At 70.3% G+C, this 13,352-nt stretch carries 9 protein-coding genes and 1 pseudogene; 4 read left to right on the top strand and 6 right to left on the bottom strand.

Going from position 1 to position 13,352, the window contains the following annotated elements; all coding sequences use genetic code 11:
* Positions 1-15 precede the first annotated feature (15 nt).
* Positions 16-1,572, bottom strand: coding sequence for an IS1182 family transposase (locus IPH07_29355; protein ID MBK6921542.1), 1,557 nt, complete (start codon positions 1,570-1,572; stop codon positions 16-18).
* A 326-nt stretch (positions 1,573-1,898) separates the two neighbouring features.
* Here IPH07_29355 and IPH07_29350 point away from each other — a divergent pair, with 326 nt between their 5' ends.
* On the top strand, positions 1,899-2,363 hold the full coding sequence (locus IPH07_29350; protein MBK6921541.1) for an SRPBCC family protein: 465 nt from the start codon (positions 1,899-1,901) through the stop codon (positions 2,361-2,363).
* Here the strand turns inward: IPH07_29350 and IPH07_29345 are convergent.
* The gene (locus tag IPH07_29345; protein MBK6921540.1) at positions 2,353-4,593 is read right to left on the bottom strand and encodes a serine/threonine protein kinase; all 2,241 of its coding nucleotides are present in this window, start codon (positions 4,591-4,593) and stop codon (positions 2,353-2,355) included. The two genes, IPH07_29350 and IPH07_29345, sit on opposite strands and share 11 nt — an antisense overlap.
* A gap of 185 nt (positions 4,594-4,778) precedes the next feature.
* Here IPH07_29345 and IPH07_29340 point away from each other — a divergent pair, with 185 nt between their 5' ends.
* Positions 4,779-5,702: an ABC transporter ATP-binding protein gene (locus tag IPH07_29340; protein ID MBK6921539.1), complete on the top strand. Its 924-nt coding sequence runs from the start codon at positions 4,779-4,781 to the stop codon at positions 5,700-5,702.
* Between the two features lie 8 nt (positions 5,703-5,710).
* Positions 5,711-6,472, top strand: a complete 762-nt coding sequence (locus IPH07_29335) for an ABC transporter permease (protein MBK6921538.1) — start codon at positions 5,711-5,713, stop codon at positions 6,470-6,472.
* Positions 6,473-6,512: 40 nt separating this feature from the next.
* Here the strand turns inward: IPH07_29335 and IPH07_29330 are convergent, their stop codons facing one another.
* The 3 genes and pseudogenes from IPH07_29330 to IPH07_29320 all read right to left on the bottom strand — a co-directional run bounded on the left by IPH07_29330 (position 6,513) and on the right by IPH07_29320 (position 9,480).
* Positions 6,513-7,124, bottom strand: coding sequence for a hypothetical protein (locus IPH07_29330; protein MBK6921537.1), 612 nt, complete (start codon positions 7,122-7,124; stop codon positions 6,513-6,515).
* Positions 7,125-7,166: 42 nt separating this feature from the next.
* Positions 7,167-7,558: pseudogene (locus tag IPH07_29325) on the bottom strand (tautomerase family protein).
* Positions 7,559-7,662: 104 nt separating this feature from the next.
* Complete coding sequence (locus IPH07_29320) at positions 7,663-9,480, bottom strand: VCBS repeat-containing protein (GenBank protein ID MBK6921536.1); 1,818 nt, start codon at positions 9,478-9,480, stop codon at positions 7,663-7,665.
* A 296-nt stretch (positions 9,481-9,776) separates the two neighbouring features.
* On the opposite strand from IPH07_29320, the gene IPH07_29315 reads away from it, so the two are divergent.
* On the top strand, positions 9,777-12,338 hold the full coding sequence (locus IPH07_29315) for an excinuclease ABC subunit UvrA (protein ID MBK6921535.1): 2,562 nt from the start codon (positions 9,777-9,779) through the stop codon (positions 12,336-12,338).
* Here IPH07_29315 and IPH07_29310 read toward each other — a convergent pair.
* A complete protein-coding gene (locus IPH07_29310; GenBank protein MBK6921534.1) occupies positions 12,325-13,290 on the bottom strand; it encodes a hypothetical protein in 966 nt (321 codons plus the stop codon). The genes IPH07_29315 and IPH07_29310 overlap by 14 nt on opposite strands.
* Positions 13,291-13,352 lie beyond the last annotated feature (62 nt).

Below are 13,352 nucleotides of genomic sequence, written 5' to 3'. Positions count from 1 at the left end.
AGCGAACCGCTAAAGTCACGCGGCAAGTGCGGCCTGCAGCTCGATGAGGTTGGCGACGGCGGCGTGGCGCCGGAGGTCGAGCGTGTTCTTGCGGGCGCCCTTGTATCGCGCGCGGTCGCTCTGGAGGCCGCCGATGCGTGCGAGCCTGTGCTCGACGACGACTCGAGCGCGAAGATGCTGTCGTCCGTGCTCAGTCGCTCTGCGAGCCTCGAGTTTGCGATGCAGGCTCTCATGGGGGTGGATTCGGATCGCGCGACCAGCCTTGGCATCAGTGCATCGCGCTCGTAGGCGACAGCGATCGCAGGTCTCGGCACCGAAGTACGCGGTGGGAGTGTTGGCGGAGTACTCGGCCTGTTTGCCAGACGGACAAGTCACGAGTCGTCGGCGAAGGTCGATCTTGAAGGCGCTCTTGCCGAAGCGTCCATGCTTGTTCTGCTCGCGCCAGGGACGACAACGGACTTGCACACCGTCTCGATCGAGCGCGGCGATCTCGGGATGTGCAAGAAAGCCGCGGTCGATGAAGAGCTCGTCGAGCTCGCCGTAGGGCGCTACTTGGTCAACGAGTGAGGGTACAGCCTCGCGTTCGGGTTGGTTGGCGGGTCGCGCTTCGGCTGCGAGCACGAGCGGCGCGTCGATCGAAGTCGCGATGTAGCGCTTGTAGCCGTTGAAGGCCTGTGAGCGGGTTTTTCGGCCGTGGCGCATCTCCGGGTCGCCGACGGAGCAGACGCGGTCTTCAGCGACGCCCTTGCGGATCCGTACTCGTCTCGGTCGCTCGGGATCGGGCTCGGTATCTTGGTGGAGGACGCGCTCGAGCAGAACCGCGGCCTGCTCGACCTCACGCTCCTTCATCGCGTCGGGAGCCCGGGCGCGTGCCCAGTCCAGCAGCGCTTGTGCTTCACCGACGAGTCGTTGCAGCGCTTCACTACGCTGGTCATGATCATCCCAGTCGATGTCCAGTGCAGCCTTGATGCTGCTGCCCTGCAGCAGCGTGAGCCTGGCTTCGGCGATGATCGTGTCCTCCTCGACCGCAGCGATCTTCGCAAGTGCACTGACGAGCTTACCCATCGCCTGTCCGATCAAGTTCCAGGTGTCAGCGACGCGGCCGCGACCTCGCAGCGGCGATGAGTCGAACGCGGCCTTGAGCTTCTGCCAACCGAAGCCGCCAGTCCTCTTCGCGAGCTCGACGGTGCGCTCGAGCAATCTGCGGTCGAGGTCGTGCGCGGCCATCCGCTCGCGGAAGCGCGGCAGACTACCCTGCCCGAACGGAGCCTTCTCTTCGCCAAGTAGCCCCAGCACGAGCTGCCAGCGCGGATTCATCTCGGCTTCTTCGACCGCAGCGGCGTCGCTCGTCTGGGTGTACGCCTGCAACAGCACGACCATCGCCAGCAGCGCCGGCGGTACGGGCTCTTGACCGCGCGGCTCGTAAGCCCGAGCGAGCTCCTCTTGGAACTCCGGCGTGAACAGCTCGGCTCGGATCTCTCGCAGGAACACGAAGAAGCGGCTCGGCTTGCGCATGCGCGCCACCAGCCGCTGCTCCTCGGCGCTCAGCTTCGTAGGGACCTTCCACAGCATCGTGAGTGACCTCGCTCGCCAAACGAGATCACAGCGACACACCCTTGTCGATCCCCCTCGACCTTAGCGGATCGCCTCTCTAGTACCTCGACACAGCGATAGTGATGGGTCAGAACGCCGTCATGGCCGCGACTCCGCAAGGCGCCGTGCCGCCGGAATACCGGGCGTATTTCAAGGTGCGGCAACGCAGCGAGGCGCGGTCAGGGCGGTGTTATGGCCCGTCACTATCGCTGTGTCGAGGTACTAGTCCCTCGACACGCCTCGAGGGGGCGCGACGCCGTACCCGCCGGCGATCGGTGACCCACGAGTTGCTACACTGGCCCGCGGTGGTGCACGCACGGGTCAGCGAGTCGATGCCGGCCTCGTGCGACGCGGTCTTCGATCTGCTGCACGACTATGGCGCCCGGCTGGAGTGGGACACGCTGTTGCGTGAGGCGTTCGTCGAGGGCGGCGGCGCGGCGGGGCACGGGGCGATCGCGGTGTGCCGCGGGCGCTATCTGGTGGGCGGACTCACCGTGCGCACGGTCTACGTCAGCTTCGAGCGCGGGGTGGTGGCGGCGGTCAAGATGATCAACCACCCGCCGCTGTTCGAGCGGTGGGCGGCGTCGATCCGCCACGACGCGATCGACGACGGGCACAGCCGCGTCACGTACACGTACAACTTCCGAGCGCGACCGCGGTGGCTCGCGTTCGTGCTCGAGCCGATTCTGGCGGCGGTGTTTCGCTGGGAGACGCGTCGCAGGCTCCGTGCGCTGCAGGAGGCGCTCGGCGCCCGCGCACTCACTCGATGAGCTTCGCGCGGACCTTGGCGACGCGCGCGGCCGCGGCGGCATGGCCGAGCTCGAGCGCACGCTGGTACTGCGTGAGCGCGTCGGCGTAGCGATAGGCCTTGAAGCAGGCGTCGCCCCACAGCAATCGCAAGGCGGCATCGTTGGGCCGGCGCCGGGCGGCGAGACGTGCGTGGCGCATGGCCGAGCTCGCGTGCCCGAGCTCGAACTCGGCCTCCGCGAGTCCGGCGTGGGCGTCTGCGTCGTCGGCATCGAGCGCGAGCGCGGCCTCGAAGCGACGCGACGCGGTGGCCGGCTCACCGCTCGTCAGGGCAACTCGGCCCTCCCGCACGCGGGCGCGCACCGTCGCGGCGTCGCCCGCGGTGGACGCCGCCGTGGCAGTCGCCGGATCGTCGGCGACGATCGGTGCGAGTGCCGGCGTCGCGGTATCGACGGCGGGCGCGGCCAGCTCGGGTGACTTCGATGGCAGCGGGCGCCCGGCGGGCGTCGACCCCGGTGCGACCGGTCGGGCGCGTGTCGGTGGGTCGTCGCGTTGCGACAGGCGATCGAGCGCGGCGCGGGTCGATGCGCTGCGCTCCGCCACCAGCGGTGCGAGCGCGGCGAGTCGTTCGGTCCGCAAGCGCTCGTCGTCCTCGGCGAGCGCCAGTAGCGGTGAGGCCGCGGCCAGCTCGTCGCGCGTGAAGGCGTGATCGCGGGCCTTGTCCCGCAACGCGACGACCTCGCCGATCGTCAGGGATGCCCGCTCGCGCGCGTGCACGTGGTCGGGGTCGAACACCAGCGCGCACGCGTAGTAGTCGATCGCGAACGCGGCACCGCCCTCGAGCCCCCAGTAGCGATCACCGAGTCGCACGAGCGTGCCGGTGAACTCGCTGCGGAGCTCACGGGCGCGGTGGCTGGCCTCGACCCCGGCGAGTCCGCCGATGGCCTCGAGCCGCAGCACGTGGTCGTAGGCGGTGGCGCGGTCGGGATCGTCGGGCGGGGGATAGACGAAGTAGGCCTGCGCTGCGGCGTGCCGCGCGGCTTCGACGAGGGTCTCGACGTCCGCGCGCGCGGCCTCGGACGGCCACGTGTGCAGGATCGTACCGGCCATCACCATGCCCGCGAGCGCGCCGCCCAGTCGCCACCAGCCGCGCACGCGACGTCGGTGCGCGCGAGCATGGTCGTCGGCGTGGGGCATCGCCTCGCGCAGCCGCGCGCGTCGCCGCGGCTCGACCTCCGGCAGCGCGAGGTCGTCGTGGGCGGTGGTGAGGCCGCAGGCGATCTGCACCTCGCACAGCGCTGCCTCGAGCTCGACCGCCGACGCGAAGCGATCCTCGGGTCGCTTGGCAAGGCAGCGCTGCACCACCGCCTCGATCGCGGCCAGCTGGGGTGGCACCGCGGCGACCTCGGCGAAGCGTGGTGGCTCGCGACCGATGTGGGCCAGCAGCACCTCGCCTTCGTTGCCCTCGAACGGGCGCCGACCGACGAGGATCTCGAAGGCGGTGCACCCGAGCGCGTAGAGGTCGGCGCGACCATCGTGCGGCAGGCCCGAGACCAGCTCGGGCGCGAAGTACCACGGCGTGCCCGCGACGCGACCACGTACGCGGCCACGCTCCGACATGATCGCCGACACGCCGAAGTCGAGCAGGCGCACGCAGTCCGGTCGACCGTCGACGGTGGTCAGGAAGATGTTCTCCGGCTTGACGTCGCGGTGGAGGATGCCCGCGGCGTGGGCGGCCGTGAGGCCCTTGCAGATCTGGCGCAGCACTGCGATCGCGTGCGACAGCTCGAGCGGGCCGTGGGCGAGCGCCGATCGCAGCGTGCGACCCCGCAGCAGCTCCATCGCGAACATCGCACGGCCGTCGCCGAGCTCGGCAAAGTCGTAGAGCTCGACGATGAACGGCGAGCGGATCGAGGCCAGCGCACGCGCCTCGGCGCGGAACATCGCGAGCCGATCGGGCCGTCGACAGGCCTCGCTGCGCAGGACCTTGAGCGCGACGCGACGCCCGAGGTCGAGGTGCTCGGCCTCGTAGACCACGCCCATGCCGCCATCGCCGAGCCACGCCACCAGCCGATAGCGTGTGCCGTCGACGACCGCGCCGGGCGCGAGGGCGATCTGCGGCACCAGCCCCACGCCGTCGCCGTCGCCGTCGCCGTCGTCGGCGTAGTCGCGCGTGGGCAGATTGGCCGGCGAGTCCGCGGGTTCGCAGACCTGCGGTGGGCTCGGTTCGGCGCGGTGGGCCGGGGCGGTCATCGCTGTGCTCGCAACGACGATCCGTAGGGTGGGCGCCGGCCGCCTGCACGAGCGTGGCCCACATGGGGTCGAAGGCGGAGTCTCCGGTGTCGTCGCGGGCGCGGCAGGCCCACCAGCTCGACGAGGCCGCGCACCGCCCGATCGGCGGGGCCGCGGGTGCCCCCAGGTGCGCTAGCTTCGGGCCCGTGACGGCCATCCTCTCGGTCTCCGGCCTCGAGAAGACCTACGCCTCGGGATCGGTCGCGCTCGCGCGGGTCGACCTCGAGATCCAAGAAGGCGAGATCTTCGCGTTGCTCGGCCCCAACGGCGCCGGCAAGTCGACGCTGATCAACATCATCTGCGGCACGGTCACGCGCAGCACCGGCCGCGTGATGGTGGCCGGGCACGACATCGAGCGCGACTTCCGTGCGGCGCGGACGAAGATCGGGCTGGTACCGCAAGAACTCACCACCGACGCGTTCGAGACCGTGTGGGCGACGGTCAGCTTCAGCCGTGGGTTGTTCGGCAAGAAGGCCGACCCTGCGTACCTCGAGAAGCTGCTGCGGCAGCTGTCGCTGTGGGACAAGCGCAACGAGCGGATCATGGCGCTGTCGGGCGGCATGAAGCGTCGCGTCATGATCGCCAAGGCGCTGTCGCACGAGCCGGAGCTGCTGTTCCTCGACGAGCCGACCGCAGGGGTCGACGTGGCGCTGCGGCGCGACATGTGGACGATGGTCCGCGGCCTGCGGGAGCGCGGTGTGACCATCATCTTGACCACCCACTACATCGACGAGGCCGAGGAGATGGCCGACCGCATCGGCATCATCGCCAAGGGCAAGCTCATCCTCGTCGAAGAGAAGGTCAAGCTCATGGCCAAGCTGGGCAAGCGGCAGCTGACGCTGACCTTGGTCGAGCCGCGCTCGTCGATCCCACCGGAGCTGGCGGACTGGCCGCTGACGCTCGAGGCCGATGGCCACGCGCTGCAGTACACCTACGACGCAGAGGCCCACGAGGGCGTCGCGGCGCTGATGAAGCGCATCGGCGAGCTCGGGCTCGCGTACAAGGATCTCAACACTCGACAGAGCTCACTCGAGGACATCTTCGTGAGCCTGGTCGACGAGGGGGCGTGAGCATGGGCATCAATCATCGCGGGGTATGGGCGCTGTATCGCTTCGAGATGGCGCGGTTCCTCCGCACGGTCATGCAGAGCCTGATCGCGCCGGTCATCACGACCTCGCTGTACTTCGTGGTCTTCGGGGCCGCGATCGGCTCGCGCATGTCCGAGGTCGGTGGGGTCTCCTACGGCGCGTTCATCGTGCCGGGCCTGATGATGCTGTCGCTCTTCACCGGCAGCATCTCGAACGCGTCGTTCGGCATCTACTTCCCCAAGTTCACCGGCACCATCTACGAGATCCTCTCGGCACCGATCTCGTACCTCGAGATGGTGATCGCCTATGTCGGTGCGGCCGCGAGCAAGTCGATCCTCGTGGGGCTGGTGATCCTCGGCACCGCGTTCTGCTTCGTCGACGTGCGCATCGAGCATCCGCTGTGGATGACGGCGTTCCTGGTGATGACCGCGACGACCTTCAGCCTGTTCGGCTTTGCGATCGGCATCTGGGCCAAGAGCTTCGAGCAGCTGCAGTTCGTGCCGCTGCTGGTGGTCACACCGCTGACCTTCCTCGGCGGTGCGTTCTACTCGATCGACATGCTGCCGCCGACCTGGCGCACGGTCGCGCTGTTCAACCCGGTGGTCTACCTGGTCAGCGGCTTCCGCTGGAGCTTCTACGGGCTCGCCGACGTCGCGGTCGGGGTGAGCCTGGGCATGACCGTGGGCTTCCTGTTGCTGCTGCTCGGGGTGGTGCGGTGGATGGTCAAGAGCGGCTACCGCCTCAAGCAGTGATTGCGATCTGCATGATCGCGAGGTAGGTGGCGGTTGCGCGTCAGCGGCGGGCGAGGTTCAGCCAGCCGCCCCAACGCGCGGCCTGACGCCCGCCGGGTTGGTAGGCGCGGGCGGCCTGTGGCGGCGCGCTGCCCCGCAGCGCATACTGCAGCAGCGCGACGCTCTGGCTGCCGATCGCCGACGACGTCACGCCCTCGACCCCGACGGTGTAGATCCTCGCGTCACTCGAGAGCTCCTCCACCCAACGGTGGGCCTGGCCGCCGTCGGTGCTCTCGTAGCGGTTGGAGCCCGCGGAGTGACAGGCGTGGATCATCGCGAGTCCATCGCTCGTGAGCATGTTGCGAAACCATCGGCACACGGCGGGCCAGGCCAGGTTGCTGTAGTGGCGACCGATCTGCGGGCTGGTGCTGAGGCCGTTGCGGGTGCCACCGAAGATCATCGGGCCGTCCCAACCGCCGTGGGACAGCACCACGATCAGGTCGGCACGCTGCATCAGGTTGGGGTACTCGTCGATCCACAGCTGGGTCGAGCTCCAGGCCTCGCCCACGTCGGTACTCTGGCAGCTGAAGCGCTCGCGCTCCAGGTGACGCACCACCGCCGCGCACGAGCCCTTGAACTCCGCCCCCGCCCACAGCACCAGCGCGCGTCGCATGTCCCCGAGCAGATGCCGGCGGCCGCGATCGGTTCCCGTGGGTCAGACCTCGACCACGAAGCCGAGCTCGATCTCCGAAGCGGGCTTGCCGGTCAGGCCCCAGTTCTCCCGCGGGACCTCGTCGAGGATGATCTTCACGTGGTCGGGCGGGATGCCGAGCTCGCCCAGGCGGGACACGATGCCGGCGTACAGCTTGCGCTTGGCCGCCAGCGAGCGGCCCGCGAAGGCCGTGATCGTGACGATGGTGTAGCGTTCGGGCTGGCTGCGCTTGGGCGAGCAGAGGAATCGCGCGGCGTCGTGGGTCACCAGGCGGACGCAGCGGTCCTCGACGGGGATCTGGAACGCCTCGACCAGTGCGGCGTGCACGGACTCGAGCAGGCGTTGCTCGAGCGCGGGGGGTAGGCGCGACGGACCTCGATGACGGTGCTGGGCATGGGGCCAACCGGACGCGCGGGCCCGCGGGCGTGTTCCCGCGCGTGCGCGAGGGGGCCCGATCGCGGCGCCCCTTCGCGTGTTGCCCCGCGGGGCTCGTCGAGCGTCAGCGACGTCGGCGTCGACGCACGGCCGCGACGCCGAGCAACGCGAGCCCGAACCACGTCGGTGTGCCGCGCTGCGCCGCGTCGCAGCTGCAGCCGCTGGAGTCGGTGCCGCCGGCGGTGTCGCTGCTGCTGCTGCCGCTGCCGTCGCTGTCGCCCGCGCTGGCGGTCGCGCTGTCGCTCGCGGTGCCGGTGTTGCTCGCGCTCGCGGATGCGCTCGCGCTGGCACCGCCCGAGCTGTCGGGGTCGGTCGGATCCGTGCTCGCCGTGGTGTCGACGCCGCCCGAATCCGAGCCCCCGGTGGTGGTGCCGCCTTCGCCGACGTCGTACATCTGCTCGGTCGAGCAGCCGACGTTGCCCGAGGGATCCTCGGCGCACAGGGTGTAGACGACGGTGCCGGTGGGCTGGGCCGGGATCGTCACGCGGAACAGGTCTCCGCCCATCGCGGTCGCGTCGATCTCGGTCGCGGCACCGCTGGGATCGACCACCGCGTAGGCGCGAGCGAGTCGCGGGCCCTCGTCGGTGACGGTGCGGTCGCTGACCGCATAGCGGACCACGACCTCGGTGTCCGCGCTCACGGCGGCCGGCGGCGCCTCGACGCTGCGGATCACCGGGTTCGTCGAGTCGACCGGCACGCCGTCGTTCGCGAAGTAGACCTCGTCCGACGAGCTGCACTCGCCTTGGCCGGTCACGAGATCGATGCGCCCGTCGCCGTTCAAGTCGCCGAACTCGCCCCACAGGCTGCAGTCGGTCGGGCCGGGGAACACGCCGCCGACGAAGGTGAAGTTGCCGCTGCCATCGTTCTCGTAGAAGCGCTCGGGGCTACCAAGTGCGATCACCACGGCGTCGAAGTCGCCGTCGTCGTCGACGTCGGTGCAGACCACGCCGTTGTCGTCGCTGCCGCCGATGCCGCCGGACACGCGGGTCGCGGTCTCGTCGGCGAAGTTGCCGACGCCGTCGTTGATGAGCAGCTGCTCGGTGTAGTTGCCACCGGTGTTGTCGATCCACAGGTCGAGGTCGCGGTCGCCGTCGACGTCGCAAGGCGCGACGTTGTAGTGGAACTGCGAGCCGATGCCCGGGGGGTCGATGGTCGTCATGGCGCTGAAGATGCCGGCGCCGTCGTTGAGCCACAGGGCGCCGGTGCCACCGCTGTGGGCATTCACGACCAAGTCGAGGTCGAGATCGCCGTCGGCGTCGAAGAACTCGACGTCGTCGATGTCGCCGCCGGCGATCGAGTCGGGGATGGCGTCGGCCAGCTCCTCGAACACGCCGGTGCCGTCGTTGATGTAGAGGTGGCCCCATGGCGGGCCGTCGCTGCCGTAGCCGTCGGACGAGAAGAGGTCGAGATCGCCGTCGTTGTCGACGTCGCCGAAGCGTGCGGCGCCACCTTGCGGGTAGGGCCCGCCGGGCAGCCGGGCATCGGCCTCGTCGACGAAGTTGCCGGTGCCGTCGTTGATGAACAGCACGTACGCGCCGCCCGAGCCATCGGGCCCGAAGATGTCGCGCGCACCGTCGCCGTCGACGTCACCGACGGCGACCTGATGGTGGTTGCCCGCGTAGTTGCCCAGGGCAGAAGCCGACACGTTGGTGAAGCCGCCGTCGCCGTCGTTGGTGTAGAGCACCAGCGGCTCGGGGTCGTCGCCGCCGCCGAAGAAGTCGTTGTAGTTGGCGAGCAAGATGTCGAGGCTGCCGTCGCCGTCGAGGTCCGTCACGCGCATGTGGTTGGTCCAGCAGCCCTGTCCACCGCAGGCCTGGGGATCGAGCGCGTCGACCTGCAGGTTGTACAGTGAGCCGCCCGCGGCGGCGCGACTGCTCAGCATCAACGAGGACAATCCAGCGATGGCGATCAAGACATGTCGATCCATAACTCGTCTCCCCGGCGCCGCCGGTCATCGGCCCGTCGCGCACGCGCCGGCATGGTACGTCGCACGCGCGTAGCCCACCAGCGCGCGGGGTCGTGGTGGGGCCGCTCGGCCGCCACGCCGCCGGATGCGCGCGTTCTCGGAGCTACACCGACGACGGGGCCCGAAGCGCTCGCGCTGGCCGAAGTGACGGGTGGTGTGCACGATGCACCAGCCGCCGCCGCCGGGCGGCCGTGGTACACCGCGGCCCTCGCATGGCGAGCGCCCGCCGCAAGTCCGCCGACGCATCGTTCGGTGCCGTGAGTCCGGGCATGGTGCGGGTGCGAGGTGCCCGCGAGCACAACCTGCAGCACGTCGACGTCGATCTGCCGCGCGACGCGTTGGTGGTGTTCACCGGCGTGTCGGGCTCCGGCAAGTCGTCGCTCGCGTTCGGCACGCTCTACGCCGAGGCCCAGCGCCGCTACCTCGAGTCGGTCTCGCCGTACGCGCGGCGGCTGTTCCAGCAGATGCAGGTGCCCGCGGTCGATGCCATCGAGGGGCTGCCGCCCGCGGTCGCGCTGCAGCAACAGCGCGGGACCCCGACCACGCGCTCGTCGGTCGGGAGCGTGACCACGCTGTCGAACCTCGTGCGCATGCTCTACTCCCGCGCCGGCGACTATCCTCGCAAGGCGCCGATCGTCCACGCCGAGGCGTTCTCGCCCAACACCCCGCAGGGCGCGTGTCCGCGGTGCCACGGGCTCGGGCGCGTCTACGAGGTCAGCGAGCGCTCGATGGTGCCCGATGATCGCCTGACGATCCGCGAGCGGGCGGTCGCCGCGTGGCCGCCGGCGTGGCACGGGCAGAACCTCCGCGACATCCTCACCACCCTCGGCCACGACGTCGACCTGCCCTGGCGCGAGCTGCCCAAGAAGACCCGCGACTGGATCCTCTTCACCGAAGAGACCCCGACGGTTCCGGTCTACGCCGGGTTCACGCCCGCGGAGGTCCGTCGGGCCCTGAAGCGCAAGCAAGAGCCCAGCTACATGGGCACCTTCACCAGCGCGCGTCGCTGGGTGATGCACACCTTCGCGAACACCGACAGCGCGCTGATGAAGAAGCGCGTGGCGCAGTACATGCTCGGCATCGACTGCCCCGAGTGCGGCGGCAAGCGGCTGCGTCGCGAGGCCTTGGCGGTGACCTTCGCGGGCCGCGACATCGCAGCGTTCGGCGCGCTGCCGTTGGCCGAGATCGCAGCGTTGCTGCGGCCGGCGGCGCGGGGTGAACACGGCGGATGCAAGGCCGCGGCGCACCCCGAGCGGGTGTTGGTGGCGCAGCGCATCGCCGAAGATCTGCTGGCGCGCATCGACGTGTTGGTGCGGCTCGGGCTCGGCTACCTCTCGCTCGACCGCAGCACGCCGACGCTGTCGCCGGGGGAGCTGCAGCGCCTGCGACTCGCGACGCAGGTGCGCTCGAACCTGTTCGGGGTCGTGTACGTGCTCGACGAGCCCTCCGCCGGGCTACACCCGGCCGACACCGAGGCACTGCTCGACGCGCTCGCGCAGCTCCGTGCGGCCGGCAACTCGCTGTTCGTGGTCGAGCACGAGATCGATGTCATCCGCCGCGCCGATTGGATCGTCGATGTCGGGCCGGGGGCCGGCAGTGCGGGCGGGCGCGTGATCTACAGCGGGCCGCCGGCGGGCCTGCGCGGGGTCGCGGCGTCGCGCACGGCCGCGCACCTGTTCGCGCCTGCACGCGCGCCCGCCGATCCGCCCCGGGCCCCGCGTGGCTGGCTGCGCCTGGCCGACATCACCCGCAACAACCTGCGCGATCTCGCGGTGGAGATCCCGCTCGGTGTGTTGACGTGCGTCACGGGCGTGTCGGGCTCGGGCAAGTCGAGCCTGGTCGCACAAGCGCTGGTCGAGCTGGTCGCGAGCGCGCTCGGCCAGTCGCTCGAGGACGGCGGCGACGACGACGAGGTCGACGCACTCGAGCGCACCGCCGCGGTGCCCACCACCGGACGCATCGTCGGGGGGCTCGAGAACATCCGTCGCCTGGTGCAGGTCGACCAGCGGCCGATCGGTCGCACGCCGCGGTCGAACCTCGCGACGTACACCGGCCTCTTCGATCACGTGCGTCGCATCTTCGCGGCCACCAAGGCCGCGCGGGCGCGTCGCTACGATGCCGGCCGCTTCTCCTTCAACGTCGCCAAGGGCCGCTGTAGCACCTGCGCGGGCGAGGGCTCGGTGATGGTCGAGCTGCTGTTCCTGCCCAGCGTGCGCACGCCGTGCCCGAGCTGCCATGGCGCGCGCTACGATCCCAAGACGCTCGAGATCCTCGTCGACGGTCGCAACATCGCCGACGTGCTCGCGATGACGGTCGACCAGGCGCACGCCTTCTTCGCCGCGGAGCCGGCGTTGGCGCGCGCGCTCACGGCGGTGCGCGAGGTCGGGCTGGGTTACCTGCGACTCGGGCAGCCCGCGACCGAGCTCTCGGGCGGCGAGGCGCAGCGCATCAAGCTCGCGACCGAGCTGCAGCGCGTGCAGCGGGGCGACGCGCTGTACGTGCTCGACGAGCCCACCACCGGCTTGCACCCCGCCGACGTCGAGCTGCTCGTCGCCCAGCTGCGGGGGTTGGTGGCCGCCGGCAACACCGTCGTCGTCGTCGAGCACGACATGCAGCTGGTCGCGGGCAGCGACTGGGTGATCGACATGGGTCCGGGCGCTGGGGACGACGGTGGCCGCGTGGTCGCGGCCGGCCCACCACGGCAGGTGGCGAGCTGCGGCGACAGCCGCACCGCGCCGTACCTCCGCGATGCGCTCGGCGTCACGCCGGGATGATGCACGCGCCGATGTCTTCGAAGCCCGCCGGCGGGCTGTCGAGGAACGGCACGCACTCCTGTCCGCCGGCCTGGCCGGGGCAGTTGGGCATGGGATCCGACAGGTCGCAGAACGGGGTGCAGCACCCAGCCGATACGCAGCCGGGCACGCCGGCCGCGCTCGCACAGAAGAGCCCCGGGCTGCACCCGTTCACGAAGTTGCAGCCGTCGCCGTAGCCGGCCCCGTCGCTGGCGTCGGGGGCACAGGCGAACGCGTCGCCGACGGGGTAGCAAGCGTCGCCGTCGGCACAGTCCTGCAGCAGTGGATCGCACCACGGCAGACACAGGAACACCACCCCGGTGCTGTCGAGGCCCGCGCAGGCGAAGCCCGACGGGCACGTCGGCATGTCGGGCGAACCACCGCAGTACTCGTGGCACACGCCGGCGAGATCGCCACCCATGAAGTCGAAGCACAGCGAGCCAGCTTCGCAATCGTCGATGCCGCTGGTCGGGCTGCCGCTCATCGTGCACGGCTCGCCGATCTCGGCGGGCGTCGGATCGAGGTCGAAGCACTGCGACGCCGTCCAGATGCTGCCGCCGTCGTCGGCGAAGGCGTTGCACTTGGACCCGTCGGGGCACATCGGATCGAACAGGTCGCACGACACCGGACCGCCAGTGGTCTCGCTGCCGCCAGACGATGTGTCGACGGTGCCGCTGCTGCTGCTGCCGTCGGCGCTCGACGCCGAGCTCGACCCACCGCTCGAGTCCGCCGACGTCGTGCCCGTGAGCGTCACCTCGCCGGTCACGCTGCTGTCGCTCGAAACCGAAGTGGTGGCGTTGGTGTCGCTGGCAGTCGAGGTCGCGGCGGTCGATCCGCTCGAGCCCGCGTCGGTGTCTGCGCCCGTGAGATCGGTGGGGTCGAAGCACCCCGCGGCGAGCGTGCACGCGATGAAGAGCCAACCACGTCGTGTCATCGCGCGAAAGTGTAGCGGCTTTGGCGACCGCCGGTCGCGAGGGTGGGACGAACCCCGGGGTC

The sequence above is a fragment of the Deltaproteobacteria bacterium genome (assembly GCA_016709225.1).
Classification (GTDB): domain Bacteria; phylum Myxococcota_A; class Polyangia; order Nannocystales; family Nannocystaceae; genus Xiheibacterium; species Xiheibacterium phototrophicum.
This window is presented reverse-complemented; position numbering and strand designations above follow the sequence as displayed.